Here is a 16799-nt window from a genome sequence, read left to right as displayed (position 1 = left end):
TTGCGACGTTTTTTCCATCCCGCTACGCCCCCAAGGCGAAAAAAAGCGGGCAAGTTATAGGGTTTTTGAGCAACAAAAACACAACTTGCAGGCTAAAAAACCAAAATACACCAACTATAACGAAAGGATAAAAACCAAAAAACTTAAGCTTGGTTTATTAGGATTTTGTTAAAAAGTATTCCGGCAAAACAGAAAGCCTAAAGCTATCTTTGCCAGATGGAGCTGCAGGAATTAGAAGAGTTTTTCAAGAATTGCCGGAGACCGGAAATGCCGGTGTTTTTAAATGAGGCAACAAAAGTAACTGACTTTGATTTATTTCTAGAGAGCCATTTCGGGCCACTTAGAGCTAATCCGGAAAGTAAAATCAATAAGCCACTATTAGTAAGACTAAAAATGATGAAACTTATCATTGAGTTTAACTAGCTAAACATATATCCACATATTTCTATATAAGAATATCCACATATACCGATAGAGACATATTGATATTTAAGCATATATAGATAATTATATCTATATAGCTCAATATTTACATAGTTATATATTCATATATCAACGTGTTATACCAAAACCATTCTCTACACTAAAAGGCATAGGCTTAACAATAGATTTTTCAATTTGCCTTAGATCAGCCACAAGCTTTTCATTATAATCCTTAAACCCTGCATATTTGAACGAACAGTCTATACTTCCATGTACATCTCGGATAAATTCCTGCGCAGCAGATTTTCCTGCTTTATCATGGTCAAAATAAAGTTCAATAGAACCAAACTGGTTTGACCTACCCTTGGCAGCCTGTAGAAACGAAAGGGAATTTAACACCAATATGGATGCAGGATCCTGTGGATGTTCGACTTTCCAGCTCAGAAAATCAAAGTAACCTTCAAAGACACCTAGCCTGTCAACAGCCCCCTGCAAAAAACTCATTCCCTTGTGCCCCAGGCAACCCTTAAAATATTTGTTGCGTACCTCCCAGCCACCATTCTCATTTGGCCATGCAGAAGCAAAGTAATTCCTGCGCTTATTGCTGCTGTCCATGACCGAATAATAAAGTTCATATAAATAACCACCTGCAACGCTTTGCACTCCCCTGCCTTTAAGATATGAGCTGATGACATCGTTGCCGATTGATTCATTTACTACTTCTACTTCATATCTTGGAACTTTGAAGGGCAAGGGCCTTCGGGAATTATCAACAGGCACATCCGCGGTTCTCTCAAGGTTTATTTTTGCATACTCTACGATTTTTTTAAGAACCTCAGGAAAGCTTGAGGGATACCAATATGCAAGGCCAAAATCGATTATGCTTCCGCTTTTTATTCCCGATACTCCTGCACCGCCATGGTCAAACCAGACCCCCAGATTATCATTTACACAAAGTGAGGCCGTATATTCTTCACGCAACATACTTAGAAAAAAATACTCTCCCCCCGATACTTTCTGGGGACTAAACCCCAAGTTCTTCAAAAGATCGAGGAGCGACACTTTCTCCTTGATCTCATTAACGTTTAAAAAAGCTGACATACCGATTTAGTTTTAGAATTTTCAGAAACAAAAAAGGGGCTTATCGCCCCTATAAAATAGAACCCAAAAAGAAGGGCCTCTATATATTGTAATTTCGGAACTACTCGCGTCGATTTCTACAAACCGGACTTATCGTCTGCCAATGCGCTTTCACCTTTTTGACGTCATCTCAAAGCTTCGCAAAATTCCCTTCAATTTAAAGGGTAATGTTTCATTCCTGAATGTCAAAGACCAACTCTTTTGTTGGCTCAAAATTCAGTATGTGCAAGACGTGTTATTGACACTATGAAAATAGTGTGAACGATTTTTATAAGGCTATTTTTGCCTTGATCTGAAAGTTATTTATTGGAGATCAGATTTGTTATAAATTTTACATTCATCAGTTTAGTTGATTACTGATCCATTTTTATTAAACAGAAGAGAATTTCATTAAATCACTAGCATTTTATTTACAAAAACTATAACACTTTTATTTAGGTGTGTAATTTTTTTAATCTGGATTATTTTGAGGATATCCTGCGATATGAGAAAAATTATACAAAGTGAAATTGGCAATTTGGTTGATTATCAATTAAACTTAAGTTTTCTGGCAATGTGATCGTTTATGGCATTTCTCATACTGTCTAAATAAACAGTATATCCCTTGCTTTTCCTTCTAGAGATATCAATGAACTTGCGATAAGCGACACCCAGATCTACATTTAAGCTCTTTTCAAGAATATCAACGACCTGAGAAATATCTGCTTTTCCATTATTCAATGACCCCATAAAATATATGCCATAGGCAAGTTCTACAAGCTTCACTTTATCGTCTGTCCATCTCAGGTTTGAGTTTTTTGACAACAATTGAAATATTGAGGATTCTGGGTCGCTGTATAAAAGTCTGATGCGTGTCAATAAAAACTCCCGCAAATGTTCATACGCACGGAATTTAGCAAAGGTATAATCTCCCTTTGTCTCGAATTCACTAAAATTCACTGCGGGAAGTATGTTCTGCCTATTACGCCTTAAAAAGTATTCTTCATCTAGTGCGCTCTGGTCATTGAGATAATATTGGTAAAGAAATTGATTTTGTTCGAAATATCTTCTTAAGAAATCTATTTCCCTTATGTAATAATTTCGGATTGCCTCGTCTGTATCTACTGGAATATTCGAGACAATATTGAACTGTTCTACAATAAAAATTTTCCAACTGTAAAACTTGGGCTTGATCTGTTTAAAGAAAAATATCTCTTCTGCTTCCGAGGAAAAACCTAATCGGTTTGCTAGGGAATTTAAACGGATTGTGCCGCTTTCTATCATTTCAAGGGAGGAGGATAACCTAAGCAGATCACTTATAAGTTCATTTTTTCCAGCATGAAGCTTAGAGGTCATTTCCAGGTACAGCTGTTCAGATTGGGGGATTAACATACACAAAGGATTTAGATGAAAAATAGGTTTATTTTAGGCAGCTAAAATTCAGCCTGCGTTGCTGCAAATTGAATTATTGCAGGCATAGAATCAAGTTAACTATCAGTTGCATAATTGATCAACCCCCTTTGAATTCATTATTTGCAGATAAATTCTAAAGACAATATACGTCGGTTTTTACTTTTGAGAATATGTTTGTCAGCCTAATCAAACTATTCGTGTAACCACCCAAGGCCTCGGTGTAAAAATCTTTTTGACAGGTAAATTCAGTCATAAATTGTGCTAAAAATCAGCTATGAATTACCAATTTATTTTTTTTGAGGAACATCTCACAAGCCTGCAAACGAAAAAAAGTTTTGCAAAAAATTTTGCAGTGGAGTCAAAAAAAAATCTTGAACGAGAACATTCCAGACTGACCAGAGCCTTCAGGGATATGGCCGTTGAACTAAATAATCATAAAAAGTCAAAAGCATATTTAAATTTTCACCAACAGAACTTAACCCTTTTAATGGATAAGACCAGTAGAGAAAAAACGCAAAGGGAAAAAGATCCGGACCACACGATTATCATAAGCACTCTGAAAGCACTGCTGGACATAATGGAAGAATTACTAATCTGGATGAAACAAATCTTTCCGGAAATATTCAATTATAAAGGCAGGATACCTATAAAAATGATTGAGTCAGAAATTTCCGAAATTGAGAATGATTTGAACTTAATCGTTGGAGAATTTGAAAAGAAGAAATTGGATCCTAAACTGATGCAGGTCACAAGATCGGTTTTGGATATAAGTCAGATAGTCAGTTTTAAAGATCTTAATTTTTGGAAAGAATCCTGCGATAAAATCCATCAAGATCTTATGTTGCTTGATTTGATTGATGAGTTTAGCATTATAAAAATTTTCATGGGGCTTGGAATAAATCATCCTGACTTATTTTTTTATGCCAAATGGCATATTTCAAAAGAGATTGAGCATAAGACAACTTTAGGGGAAAAAATTTCTGCAGTCTGTTCCTATCGGAAAGAGATAAGAGTGTTATACAGAGAAACCCAAATGCTCCAGTTTACAAGGAAACCCGATATTCAGCGCACTATAAAAAAATTCCTTCGAGAAGAACTCCTTTTACTCCGGGCTATGGAATTCGTGAATCATGAAGTTGAGGAAGCGGGAATCATGAACGCCAACTATAAAGTTTCCTTTTCCGTTAAACAGCTGGCCTTTTTTGTCCATCTTCAGATGGAGACCGGGATAATAATATGGCAAAGGGCAAAATTCGCGCACCAGTATATTGCAAGGCACTTTAGCACGGTGGAACGCGATTCAATATCTGAAAAAAGTGCTAGAAATGCCCACTATAATCATGCTAGTGAAGATATTAAGAAAGTGATCGCAAAGCTCAGTGAAATGCTAGCATTAGCTCAGGAAAGATATTGAAATTGTGAGAATACTGCGAATCTTGCAATTTGATGAGGGGTTGCAAGACCATAAAATTTCTGCAACTTGACAAAGTTTTCAAATAGCCGTTCTTTATCCCTAAAAAGATATGGACGTAGAAAACTATTCACAGAAACTAAACGCATTTCACTCACTCTCGCCTGGACTCAAAGCATACATCTCAACCATAGCAAAAAAAACTGCATACAAGGCTGGCCAGACAGTGTTCTTGACTAGAGAAGATTATAATTTTTATCCCTTGATTGAAAGCGGGTCATTGCGGCTAATGGCAATCGATAAGGATAATGACGAAGAAATTGTTATCCGAACCTACAATGCTGAGGAATTCCTTTATCATTTCCCAAACGTTATGCCAAGGTCGAGATTTGAACTTTATGTAGAGTTTTTAGAGGATTCTTATTTGATAGCGTTTAGCGAAAAGCATTATTCGAACCTTCTGAAATTATTCCCTGATGCGTACCTCTTGAATCTATCCTATACAGCCTGGCATTTAAACATACAGTTGGAACTTCTATTCGGCAACAATAAAATTCCTGATAGGCAAGAACATATATGACACACCTTAAAGTTTACCCTAAATCATATTTAAATGAAACGACTCATCGAAAAACTGCAAAGTCTTCAAAATGCAAGCGAACCTTTTGTAAGCCAACTGGCGGAAATCTCTGTTCAGAAAACTTTCAACAAGGGCTTACTTATTAGCACACCAGATCATTCATACCCAGAACTGTATTTTATCGAAGAGGGCCTTGCAAGAGGGTATTTTATTTTCGAGGGGCAGGAAAATACTTCCTGGATATTACAGAGTGGGTTTATTTTTCCGACTACGTCGTTTTTTTCCTTCACTCACACAAATGAGTACGTAAATTTTTTAAAAGACAGTTCCGGCTATTCAATAAGTCTATCCCAATGGAGTGAACTTGCCAAAGCAAATCCCCAATTTCTAATGATTCTTCTGGAAATCTATGAGGAACATTACCGTGAAATTACGCAAAGAGAACAAATGCTGAGGATCAGACATGCGGAAACAAGATTTCTCTATTTTCAAGACAGGTATCCAGAATTAATTAATCTTCCCATTCATAAGATTCTGGCTTCCCTTCTCGCAATTGAATCAAAATACCTCTTCAAAATAAAAAGGAAATACCGCAGATGACACGGTAGGGAATCGCATTATTACACAAATAGGTGTACGATTATTTCTTTTCCCAAGGGGTGCAAAAAGAGTAAAAATTGCCGAATTCGGGTAGTTAATATTATTTCTGTTGTTTCGAACTTTAATCCACAATCAGATGGGTTTTTAATAAACAAAACATGGAAAATATTTATTCACATAAACGGACGCATATAAGCTATAAAAGCTTGGTATCAAATCTAAATACCGTTGGAATATTCCTGCTGACATTGCTATGGTGTTATGCAGTTTTTGCAAAGCTCGCAGATCTAAAACTTTATCAGCTCCAGATGAAGGATCAACCCTTTTCTGAAGAAATACAACGCGTACTGACATATCTGGTCCCGGTTCTTGAGCTGACCGCTGCTACGCTGCTGATTTTTAATAAACACAAATGGGGACTGTGGCTTTCCTTGTCCCTGATATTGGGATTTACCATATATATCACATTGATCCTAACCCATGTTTTTCCTAATGCCCCATGCAGCTGCGGTGGCTTCATTTCTAAGATGAGCTGGAAAAGCCATCTCTACTTCAACATGCTTTTGTTTTTTATAAATATGGGTTGTCTTATTAGAGTTACCAAAAAGGAAAGGAGGTTAAGCGGCAAAGAGTGAAAAATATAATTCCAAAATTTAATGCATTCAACAGGGCATGGTGCCCAAATCTTAAACTAACTTTTTCGCTTGTTTTTTCGAAGTAAAAAGCATCCTTAAATTATGTATACAGCAATAAAAAATGTAAGCAAAGGCCTAATGGCCGCCGCTTTAGGATTAGTATTAGTATTTGGTGGTTCTGCATTCAAGGCAGATAGCAAAAGGGTACAATATACGTTTCAGTATACCGGTAGCGATAAGTCCCGAACTGAGGTTGAAAAAGAATCTAACTGGACTTATAGTCCTAACGCAGCGGGCTGTGATGAAATTCAACAAGAAGCCTGTCTTATACGAGTAGATGCAAGCTTTGTGAATACAAGTGGCACCCCTACGCTAGACCCTTCACTTAACTTAATCGCAAGTCCCCACACATCAACACGTGCTTATGTAGTATCCAGTGATGATGGAGACATGGACATCGAAAACAAAACTGCCCAATAACCTAAGGGTAAAATATGAGGGGGAAATGAACTCCCCCTTATAGTTTAGTTTTGTGGCATGCCTGAAGATTCAATAATATCAGTGGGCAACGGCAAAGCATAATATCGTGAATCTGGCGCAAGGGTGAAGACTTGACTTCCGAGAACCCGTCTTAGAATTATATTTGCTCCTTCTTTGTTGTACCTTTTAAGGTCAGCAAAACGAAGACCTCTCATCAACAACTCCTTCCTTCTTTCTTCACGGATTTTTCTAATAGCATCAGACTTATCGGTTGCAGTTACAGGCGAAAAGGGCACTGTATTTCTCCAACGGGACTTTAATAAAATATTCAATGTTTCCATAGCCCCAGACAGGTCATTGAGCCAGGCTTTACATTCGGCGCTGTTAAGATAAAGTTCATCTGTTGCAAGGCCTGAAAAGTAAATCGTTCCACTTGCGGTGTAATTCCCCTTGAACTGCTGGTATGGCGCAGAAGCCCGGAAAAATGCAGTTCTTCTTAAATCGTTAATGTTATAACTGGCATACAAGGCAGTATCGACTCTAGAATTTGTAGTATTATTGACTCCAAAATTACTGGAAAGTTCTGCATACCAAATCGTCTCCTTATTAAACTTTTTGATTGGTACTGTGCTACTTAGCGCCAGGAGATCACTATCGCCATTGTAATCCATTAGCTTGCTGTTGAATTTGAGTGCTTCCAGTGTATATTTCAATGACGTTTCATATTCATGACGGTACAGAAAACATCTTGACAACAGCGCTGCTGCGGCTCCTTTTGAGGGTCGCATCACATGCTGAGGGTAGTCGGGCAGTAAGGTTAATGCTAAAGTTGCATCTTCAATTATTTTTTGGTAACAATCGCTTACCGAAGAACGTACCGAGGGGACATTAAAGTTAGATGATGTTCTAAGTGCAATACCTAAATCATTGCCAGAATTTTTTTCATCAAAGGCAAGTCCATGTTGATTGGTCAACATCAAAAAATAAAAGGACCTGTAGAATAAGGCGCTTCCCTTGGCATTGTCCCATTGAGAACTGTTCGCTGGCGTTCTGTCTATGCTTTCTAATAACTCCAGGCAAAGATTACTATTAAAAACAGACGTATACGCCAGACTCCAATCATTGGCATGTCGATAAGGAGTAGGCTTCCAGGTATAAGCTTCTTGAGCCCTTACACTTAGCGCATTGTAACTGTTGACTGTCAGGAAAAAATCATCACTTGATGCTTCGCCAAATGACGGAGTTAACCTCAGGTTCATAAGATTGGCATCGTCCAAAAGTCCTTGTACGTCAGATAAAGTATGTGGAATTACCAATTTGGCATTTGATTTAACCTCAAGGTACTTTTTACAACTCAAGGTAAGTAGCATTGCAGTACAAAGTACAATACTTATTGCAATATTATTTTTCTTCATAATTACTATTTCTATCATGGTTTTAGAATGCCCCCTTTATACCAAATGATAACTGGCGGGAAGGAGGTAATATGTTTGAATAATCCGGATCATAACCGAAATGATTCGCTTTCCAGAGTAATCCGACATTTTGTAAACCTGCGTATACTTCAAGATTCCGAAATGGAAATTTCCACTGAACTGTATTTAATGTGTAACCAAATCGAATATAATCAAGGCGAATGTGGTCTCCCGACATCACATTAATTTCAGATTTACTGTAAAATGCATCCCGAACACTTGGTGCAGGGTAGATGAACGAGGGAACATTAGTTACGTTTTCATCACCAGGCTTCTGCCAGCGAGACTCATATTCATAATTTCCCTGCCCAGTTTCTATTAGCGTTGAATATGCCAGTGCCGGTTTTCTGACCTTATAACCTAATTTGTAATTGATATTAACCGACAAACTGAAACCCCTAAATGACAAAGTATTGATCAAAGAACCGAAATACGTCGGACTGGCAGAACCCAGAAAGGTGACATTATTCCCCGTATTAAAAGATTCATCTGCGATAGACTCGTAATCAGTACTGAGTTTACCATTCAAATATCCCTGTGGATTCCCCTTGCTGTCCAGCCCTCCCCATTTATAAGCTGCAACCGCATATAGTGGATAGCCTTCGATTGGAGTAATAGCATTCCCTGCGGTAAGTAAATTGTAAAAAGCTGATGAATTGTCTCTGCTTTTATATTTTGTGGTTTTACTGGTGTTATAACTAAAATACAGGTCAGTTCCCCAACTAAAATTGCCAGTTTTAAGATTTTTGCTGTGAAGATCGAGATCAATACCCTCTCCCCTCATATTAGCAACATTCTTTGTGATTACATCACGTGCACCCCAACTGGTATAGTCATAGCCCGTTATACCATACAAATCCGTTCCTGTTTTGACGTAATAAGAAAATGATCCGGTCAGAATTTGCTTGGGAAGTTCAAAATCCAGTTTCATATCAACCTGCGAAAGCTGTTCCCATTTCAAATCGGGGTTATTTATTGCATTTATCCTCGTGATTGGAAATCCCGTCAAAGCATTCGTGCCATAAGTGGCAATTGGGGACGCAGTTTTCGTTAGGTCTACATTACCACTGTAGCCAAATGTAGTGGTTAACCGCAGAACGGGCAGCCATCTTAAATTATAAAAGGATTCATCTGAAATCTTCCATCCAATACCTGACGACCATAAGGGCTTCCATTTATCATTTATATCAGCGCCAAAAATATTTGATCCGTCACGTCGTATGCTTCCTGACAACAGGTAACGTCCTTTGAAGGAATATGCGAAATTGGCATACATGCTTATAAAACGGTATGCAGTCTGAGTTAAAGTATTGACACTTCCGATCTGGCTGCTAAATCCAGTTAAGTATTGGCGGTAAAGCCCTACCTCGTCAACTGGAGTAAAATATAGTGGGTCGGATTGATAGCCTAATCTTCTGCTTCCACGAGAAGAAGTATTCGCACTCCTTGCCTCAGCACCGAAAATTGCATTGATGCTATGCAAGCCAAAAACGTTGTTGTAGTTGAATTGCGCTCTTCCTGTTTGTGAGTTGACTACCGAAGAAGAAGAATTCAGTATCCCTCCTCTTGGAACCGGATAAGTAACTATTCCCGTAGAGGCATTTACCTGACTAAACGAATTGATCAGATTTCTGGCCGCATAACTTTGTTCATCGGATGTTCGTTCAATATCTGAGCTCTGCCGTTGATATTGGTAATTTACCTGCAGGTTTAACCCTTTGACGATTTGATACCTAAATCCGACGTTAGCAAATAAGTCCTGAGAACGGGAATCGGTATAGTCATGTTTATAATCTTCTGTGGGATAAAATTTCCAGTCTAAAAGTCTACCTTTTGCCAGTGTATCAGTATATGCTGACCGAAATTCTGTAGCAAGTCCTCCAGCCTGTGCAAAATCCAGGTATGGCGGATACCTTCCCCCAGCGCTCAGATAACCATTCGCAGGACGGCCGGTCTTTCCAGTAAAATTTGTATAATAAACATTAGTACTTAGATTTAATTTTTCAAGCACCTTAAAATCATTGGCAAAATGCAGGTTTAATTTACCTGAGGTATTGTAAACTTCCCCTCTATTCTGATCGTATGCTGCAGAAAGTAAATAGGTATTCCGCTCACTCCCCCCTTTAAGATTTAAACTATACTGTTGGAGAATCCCACGAGTGTAGAAATTGTCCAGATAGGATTGTTGTGTATTATTTCCCGCTAATAAATTTATTCTAGCATCAGCCGTTGACTGAGAGATCTGCCCGTTTCTTCTTGCTAGAAGAACTTCTACAACAGGGGTTAATGCCAACCATGGTGTGGTAGATATCCGATCATTAAAGTAGCCCGATTCGAAAAGTTGTTTTTCAAAAGCGATATAATCGCTACTATTCATCTGCCTGATAGAATTAAATCTTGGTAAATCCTGTACCAATACATTTGCACCAAAGGCAATTTGCATAGGTTGGTTTTGTCTGCCTCTCTTGGTTGTAATCACAATTACGCCATTACCAGCCCTTGCACCCCAAATCGATGCAGCTGCTGCATCTTTTAATACAGATACATTTTCTACATCATTGGGATTAATGTTAGATATATCTCCCTCATATATAAAACCATCTAACACGATTAGCGGATCTAACGGACCATTGATTGTTCCAAGACCACGTATAGAAATGTTGGTCTTATTTTGCGGATTGTTATTACTCTTTCCTACCTGGAGCATTAATCCGCTACTTTGACCAATTATCCTTTCTAAAATATTCGACCCTGTACGTTCTCCTAGAGCTTTCTCACTAATAGAGGATATTGTTCCATTAACTTCATTGGGTTTCAATGTTTGGTAACCTGTCTGAACGGTGACCTCCTCTAACTGCTGGGAATCATCGGTCATTTTAACTGAAATGAATTTTTCATTTATTGAATAAATCCTGAAAATTGTTTTATATCCAGTTGCAGTAATACGAATTGTATCTCCAGGGTTTACTTTTCCTAAAGTAAAATTTCCAGCCTCATCAACTATTGTCATATTCTTTCTGGAGCGAACGCTGGCCGGGATTACATTTCCATCAAAGTCAGTAACCTTCCCTTTTAACACATTTGCTTCCTGAGCAAAAGCTGTTATTGCAGAGAGGATAATGATTATCAGAGCCATACAAAACAGTAGAAAATTCCACTTCATTTTTCTAGTGTTGAAATGATTTGCCATCATATTAATCTTTTTTAGTTTTAAGGTTAAGACTTAAGCCTGCGATAAGCCGCGAGACGTTTTCTTCTGTAAGTTGATCCGCGCGCGTAATCGCTTTAATACGTCCATCGGCACCAATCCAGATATAGTGCGGCATTGTATTGACTGGAAAAACGTTCTTTATTTCAGCGCTATTGAGAATTATGGGTAATGCGAAATCTTTAATTTTTGCCTTTTGCGCTGCCAAAAATTTTTCTAGAACTTCTACAGTATCACTTGCATAAGTATTCATCAGTAAAAACTGGATATTTTTACCATATTTTTTTTGCATAGCATCCATTTTCGGAAATTCGGCTATGCACGGCGAGCAGTATGTCGCCCAAAAATCGAGGACGAGTGCTTTATTTCTAAAGCTCGAAAATTCAGCGCTTTTTTGGTTAAAATTTAGGATTTGCGAAAGGGTAAGATTAGGTACTTTATCGTTGATTGCGAGTTGGCGGCTCGTTGCCTTTGCCTGTGCGAATAGAGTAGTTGAGAAGAAAAATAAAACCGTAGTTAACCGAATGATTTTCTTTCTAAGTAGTCTTTCTAGATTTATCTCTCTATTAGCCAATTTAGCAACATTCCTTGTTGTCTGGCCATCCAATTGAAAACAGCTTAAGCTTAAATTCCCATAAGAAGGTGGAACACATCTCTTGGGTTTCTTTATAAGGTCGATTCCAAAAAAAAGGCATGGCAGTGCCCTAGCGATAGAGAATATCGTTTTTTTCATTGTTTGTTGGTTTAAGTTAGTTGATCGGAAAATTAAATGAGGAATCTCAAATATTGAAGAGAACTAAGGCAGGCGCATTATTAAAGAACCTATTTTCTATCATTAACCGTAGGGTTGACCTGCCTTAGCCTGGCATCTTATTCAGGAGAACAGATAACCAGGCTAATTAGGATGATAAATGTCCATCCGAGAGTATAAAAAACAGAGATTTGAGGACCTAAAAAGTAGGCCAGAAAATAGCATGTTCTGCTGAAATTTGAAGAAATGATGATTTCAAATGCTTTCATGGCTAATCTGTGTTAACCGAAAGTCAAACGGAAAAGGGCCGCCTTTACGCTTTATTTGAAGTGAAGGTGTAGGACCACCACCGCCTCGCAGCGGCCGAACTCAAATAAAGCAGGCGACCCAAATCCGTATGCTATACAAAGATAGCATAGGAATTGAGTTTTACCTACCTCTCGTGTTCGAACGTCCTACTTTTCACCACAAGTTCTTTCAGTAATTACTCAATCCAAATTAATGGAAGTTATATTCTATCGTTTTTCTATATCGTTAATTTTATTAAAGCTAAGATACAAAATATTAACCAAATCCACAAGTGGAGTTGACTTAAATCATCAAAATCAGTCACTTGCACATGTAAATGGTAGCACCTGAAGACGAGTTAATTTTTGTTGAAATCTCTCAATTAGATTTTATGTTGATTGAAAGAGTTAAGGCCTTGAGAATTGCCAGTAAAATGACTCAACTTCAGTTAACTCAGAAGATGAAATTAGCTGATGGGTTTATTTCAAAAGTAGAAACTTTTACAGAACGTGCCAAATATAGCATTAGACATATAAACTTGTTAGCAAGCGCTCTCAATTGCACTATACAAGATATCCTCCCCTTGGAGCAGCCAAAATATGACATGGTCATAGTAACTTTAAGGAGAACAAACAAAATTAACAAAGATGGTTCTTTGTCTCAAAAGAAAACCACTGAGGTGATTAAAATCGAACCAAAAGAAAAAAGTTAATTTGGATATGCAAAGTAATTGAGGGATCATTTTTGAGATTACCCTAAACTTTGACATATGGAACAACTTCGTTGCGTCGTAATCGACGATGAAAAACATTCAATCTCGATTCTCTCAGATTACATTGAGACGAATCCCAACCTAAAATTAGTCAAGACTTTTTTTGATCCTCTTATTGCACTATCAGGAATCAGTATCAGAGACAAAATAGACTTTATTTTTTTGGATATAGACATGCCAGAAATTACCGGCATTGAGCTCGCAAAAAAATTAGTCAATCGAGCTCGATTTATTGTATTTACCACTGCATTTACAAAATATGCCATAGAAGCTTTCGAAGTAAATGCATCTCGGTATCTGGTTAAGCCGATCTCAAAACCGAAATTCATTAAAACCGTTTGGGACATTTTAGATGCAGAAAGAAAAAGAATTGAAGGGATACGGATTGCCCAAAAAAAATATTTCTATGTCAGCATCGGCGAAAGGGGACAGAAATTGAAGATAAGGAAATCCAAAATATTATTTTTCGAAAGCTTGAAAAACTACATGAAAATTGTCACTGAAGATGAAGATTATACAGTCTATTTGACAATGAAGGAAGTTGAAAAGGAGTTTTGGGGCACATTGTTCTACAGAGTCCACCGCAGTTACTTCGTAAATGAAGAAAGGGTTGAAAAAATAGCTGGGAACACATTAAAGCTTGGAGCACACATCATTCCGATGGGCAACAACTACAAGCAAGGTTTTATTGAATTTTCTGAAAATAAAACATTAAGATCCGGCCGGAAGTCTTAAGGATTCAAATGTTGAACCAACATTCAACGATGGCTAATCAACGTTTCATTGGAAATAATGATGATACTGGAAGTAGTCGGATCAGTTTCGGACTTTCGAATTGTTTGCTGCGATCTAAAAACAAATACTGTTTTTTTGACCAGTTTTTTAGGGTTCTGTTTCATGTTTTTATTTTGAAACTAGAGCCATTATTTAGCGTAAAAAAAGTTTTTACACCGCGATAAAATGAGGTTACACCAAGAGCAATTATAGCATGACTAAGAAAATTTTCGAATGGGGAAAAGTGCAGCGCTTGCACCTAATTGGATGGGCAATATTCATAACATTAGAGATCGGACTAATCGGACTTTCAATGGGCTTTTTTGGAAAAGCTTTTAATTATGCCCTCCATTATATTCTTAATATTATTCTATTTTATACGAATGCGCATTTTGTGCTTAAGAAGAGTTTTACGAAGCCTAAACCCTGGACAAGGGTAATTATCTTCATGATAATTCAAATCGGCTTATATATTTTTTTCAGGTCTTATCTTAATGACGTACTGGAAGGAACCCATAAAGGATTTAACATCCCAACAATTATTACTAACCATAAAAGTTTTTTTCAATCGCTCTGGAGAGGTTTGTTTTTTATCGTTCTTTCCTGCTTTTACTTTTTATTTTTGCGTTTCAAAGAGGAACGTTTAAAAAGAGAACATTCAGAAAGAATGGAATATTTAAACGATTTGAAAAATAAAGAGATGCAAAATGAATTGCATGTTGCGAAGTATGAATATTTGCGAGCCCAAATCAATCCACATCTGTTATTCAACACATTGAGCTTTTTGTATGATAGCGTTCGAAAATTTAACGAGGACGCCGGAGAAGCAGTTCTTAATCTGGCTGAATTGATGCGGTTTAGTCTTGAGACGAAGGAATCCCCCGAAGAATTTCCCAAGCTGGAGGAGGAACTGCATCAGATTGATAACCTCATATCCCTTAATAAAATAAGGAAAGACAAAGAACAGTATATCAATCTTTCTTTTCCTGAAGAGGTTAAAAATTTTCGCTTTATACCATTGGTCGTAATCACATTGTTAGAAAACATGCTTAAGCATGGAAATTTACAAAAGCCAAACCAACCTGGATTATTAGATATTAAATTGAGTAAAAACGAATTGTCAATAAGTACTTCTAATTTGATCAACACCAGGATCCACCATTCAGGCTTCAATAAAGGAATGGAGAATATTGAAAAGCGATTAGGTTTGGCTTATGGCGATAAATTTTCATTGTCTTACGGAAAAAGGGATAGTAACTATTTTGATGTCAATTTAATTTTAAAAATTTATCCAGCTCTGTAAGTCATTGATATAATGTATTATTTTGTTGGTTGAATTTCGATCCAAACAGGGCAATGGTCACTGGCTCCCTGCCAGCCCCGCACATGTTTGTCGACTCCACCGTCAATCAGCTTGTCTGACAAATCCGGAGACAGCAGGAAATGGTCCAATCTCAAACCGGCATTCCTTCCAAATGCATTCCGAAGATAATCATAAAAGGTATATATAATTTCATCGGGATACAGGGTTCTTATTGCATCTGTCCAGCCCAGAGCCAAAAGCTTCTTGTATGCTTTTTTGGATTCGGGAAAGAAAAGCGCATTATCCCTAAATCTATCGGGATTATAAAGGTCAAGGTCAGTCGGTATAACATTATAGTCACCGATCAAAATTGTTGGGATGCCAAACGAAAGCAGCTTTTTCGAATGGGCGGTAAGCCTTTTGAGCCATTTAAGTTTATATTCAAATTTTGGACCTGGTGCCGGATTTCCGTTTGGAAGATAAATGCAGCCTATGATCAGTCCACCAATAAATGCTTCGATGTATCTGCTATGGTCGTCGGCAGGATCGCCAGGAAGTCCGCGTTTCGTTTCTTTGATTTCCGTCTTAGATAAGATTGCAACACCGTTCCAGCTTTTCTGACCTTGCCAGATGGCGAAATAACCTGCTTCCTTTAATTTCTTCGCCGGAAAATCTTTGTCCTGACATTTTATTTCCTGCAGACATACAACGTCCGGTGACCGCTCTTTCAACCATTTAAGCAAAATTTCGATCCTTCCATTGACCCCGTTAATGTTGTAGGTTGATAGAATCATTCAAAAAGTTCCTGAGATTGCGTAAAGTAAGCTTTGCGCCCACCGATTTTCTCAGACAAAATCTCCTCGCCCTTTGGTGTCTTTTTTAATTCGGCACCATGTACCATCATAAAATCGCGCAGCTCACCTTTGAGTTCGTCACCGTTTGCTTCTGCGATTTTTAAAATCGCCTCAGCTAACACAGATTTTATGCTTTTGTATAATCTCTTTGCCGCTTTATCCGGGATAGCTTTGGCGACTGAAAAGGGAGAAATCCCGGCATGATAAAGTATCTCATCCGAATAGGAATTGCCAATACCGCGAACAAGATGCTGATCCATGAGCAAAGTTTTTATCGATGTTCTCTTTTTAGCCAGCAAATCAAAAAAATATTCCTCCTCCATTTCCAGCGCATCCGGGACGTCGATAGGTTCAGGATTCAATGTGGGCGTTGCTTGCTTTTGAAGATCGATCAATGCAAATGCATCGCCCCCTTCAAAATGAAACCCTAAAATCTGGAAGCGTGGCGGCTCATCCTGATCAATAGAGATCAGTTCTCCCCTGAGCATTAAGTGAAGACCAAGAACCTGGCAACCCGAAAAAATAAGTTGAAGCGTCTTTCCGGAACGCCGGACATCCAAAAGTTCTCTTCCTTCCAAAGCTTTTTTCATTTCCTTGGCCGAGACATTAATTTTTTTGGATTCCGTAATTTCCAGCGTTTCCAAAATCTGCCCTTTGAACTTTCGGGTTAGTATCTGAGCAAATACGGTTAAATCTGGTAATTCTGCCATAGA

16 protein-coding genes are annotated in these 16799 nt (G+C 37.9%); 9 read left to right on the top strand and 7 right to left on the bottom strand.

Annotated features, from left to right (window positions below; genetic code table 11):
* The first annotated feature begins 216 nt into the window (after positions 1-216).
* Entirely contained in the window at positions 217-423 is a 207-nt protein-coding gene (locus ACQY77_RS17205; RefSeq protein WP_056095085.1) for a DUF6965 family protein, read from the top strand.
* A gap of 129 nt (positions 424-552) precedes the next feature.
* On the opposite strand, the gene ACQY77_RS17200 is transcribed toward ACQY77_RS17205, so the two are convergent.
* Together ACQY77_RS17200 and ACQY77_RS17195 are read right to left on the bottom strand one after the other, a co-directional pair.
* Positions 553-1524 carry a toprim domain-containing protein gene (locus ACQY77_RS17200; RefSeq protein WP_082489583.1) on the bottom strand — a complete coding sequence of 324 codons (972 nt, stop codon included), beginning with the start codon at positions 1522-1524 and terminating at the stop codon, positions 553-555.
* 567 nt (positions 1525-2091) lie between these two features.
* Positions 2092-2934, bottom strand: coding sequence for an RteC domain-containing protein (locus tag ACQY77_RS17195; protein WP_056095091.1), 843 nt, complete (start codon positions 2932-2934; stop codon positions 2092-2094).
* Positions 2935-3229: 295 nt separating this feature from the next.
* Here ACQY77_RS17195 and ACQY77_RS17190 point away from each other — a divergent pair, with 295 nt between their 5' ends.
* The 5 genes from ACQY77_RS17190 to ACQY77_RS17170 all read left to right on the top strand — a co-directional run bounded on the left by ACQY77_RS17190 (position 3230) and on the right by ACQY77_RS17170 (position 6661).
* Positions 3230-4369, top strand: coding sequence for a hypothetical protein (locus ACQY77_RS17190; protein ID WP_056095094.1), 1140 nt, complete (start codon positions 3230-3232; stop codon positions 4367-4369).
* Positions 4370-4478: 109 nt separating this feature from the next.
* On the top strand, positions 4479-4946 hold the full coding sequence (locus ACQY77_RS17185) for a hypothetical protein (protein ID WP_056095096.1): 468 nt from the start codon (positions 4479-4481) through the stop codon (positions 4944-4946).
* A gap of 33 nt (positions 4947-4979) precedes the next feature.
* Entirely contained in the window at positions 4980-5546 is a 567-nt protein-coding gene (locus ACQY77_RS17180) for a Crp/Fnr family transcriptional regulator (RefSeq protein ID WP_056095098.1), read from the top strand.
* A gap of 158 nt (positions 5547-5704) precedes the next feature.
* On the top strand, positions 5705-6181 hold the full coding sequence (locus tag ACQY77_RS17175) for a MauE/DoxX family redox-associated membrane protein (RefSeq protein WP_056095101.1): 477 nt from the start codon (positions 5705-5707) through the stop codon (positions 6179-6181).
* 102 nt (positions 6182-6283) lie between these two features.
* Complete coding sequence (locus ACQY77_RS17170) at positions 6284-6661, top strand: hypothetical protein (protein WP_056095103.1); 378 nt, start codon at positions 6284-6286, stop codon at positions 6659-6661.
* A gap of 44 nt (positions 6662-6705) precedes the next feature.
* On the opposite strand, the gene ACQY77_RS17165 is transcribed toward ACQY77_RS17170, so the two are convergent.
* From ACQY77_RS17165 to ACQY77_RS17155, 3 genes are read right to left on the bottom strand one after another with little or no spacing between them, the layout of a single operon-like run.
* Complete coding sequence (locus ACQY77_RS17165) at positions 6706-8094, bottom strand: RagB/SusD family nutrient uptake outer membrane protein (protein WP_115404613.1); 1389 nt, start codon at positions 8092-8094, stop codon at positions 6706-6708.
* A gap of 4 nt (positions 8095-8098) precedes the next feature.
* The gene (locus ACQY77_RS17160; RefSeq protein WP_056095109.1) at positions 8099-11272 is read right to left on the bottom strand and encodes a SusC/RagA family TonB-linked outer membrane protein; all 3174 of its coding nucleotides are present in this window, start codon (positions 11270-11272) and stop codon (positions 8099-8101) included.
* Positions 11273-11330: 58 nt separating this feature from the next.
* The gene (locus tag ACQY77_RS17155; protein ID WP_056095111.1) at positions 11331-12077 is read right to left on the bottom strand and encodes a TlpA family protein disulfide reductase; all 747 of its coding nucleotides are present in this window, start codon (positions 12075-12077) and stop codon (positions 11331-11333) included.
* A 643-nt stretch (positions 12078-12720) separates the two neighbouring features.
* Here ACQY77_RS17155 and ACQY77_RS17150 point away from each other — a divergent pair.
* The 3 genes from ACQY77_RS17150 to ACQY77_RS17140 all read left to right on the top strand — a co-directional run bounded on the left by ACQY77_RS17150 (position 12721) and on the right by ACQY77_RS17140 (position 15232).
* Positions 12721-13095: a helix-turn-helix domain-containing protein gene (locus ACQY77_RS17150; protein WP_115404615.1), complete on the top strand. Its 375-nt coding sequence runs from the start codon at positions 12721-12723 to the stop codon at positions 13093-13095.
* Between the two features lie 57 nt (positions 13096-13152).
* Entirely contained in the window at positions 13153-13890 is a 738-nt protein-coding gene (locus ACQY77_RS17145) for a LytR/AlgR family response regulator transcription factor (RefSeq protein WP_056095117.1), read from the top strand.
* Between the two features lie 253 nt (positions 13891-14143).
* Positions 14144-15232, top strand: coding sequence for a sensor histidine kinase (locus tag ACQY77_RS17140; protein WP_421941045.1), 1089 nt, complete (start codon positions 14144-14146; stop codon positions 15230-15232).
* 17 nt (positions 15233-15249) lie between these two features.
* Here ACQY77_RS17140 and xth read toward each other — a convergent pair whose 3' ends face one another.
* Complete coding sequence (xth, locus tag ACQY77_RS17135; RefSeq protein WP_056095123.1) at positions 15250-16026, bottom strand: exodeoxyribonuclease III; 777 nt, start codon at positions 16024-16026, stop codon at positions 15250-15252.
* Positions 16023-16796 carry a DNA-formamidopyrimidine glycosylase family protein gene (locus ACQY77_RS17130; RefSeq protein ID WP_056095127.1) on the bottom strand — a complete coding sequence of 258 codons (774 nt, stop codon included), beginning with the start codon at positions 16794-16796 and terminating at the stop codon, positions 16023-16025. Before ACQY77_RS17130 ends, xth begins: the two co-directional genes overlap by 4 nt.
* Positions 16797-16799 lie beyond the last annotated feature (3 nt).

It is taken from the genome of Pedobacter sp. (genome assembly GCF_965279535.1).
Lineage (GTDB): Bacteria > Bacteroidota > Bacteroidia > Sphingobacteriales > Sphingobacteriaceae > Pedobacter.
The sequence above is the reverse complement of the archived record's forward strand: the minus strand, read 5'-3'. Positions and strand labels throughout refer to the sequence as shown.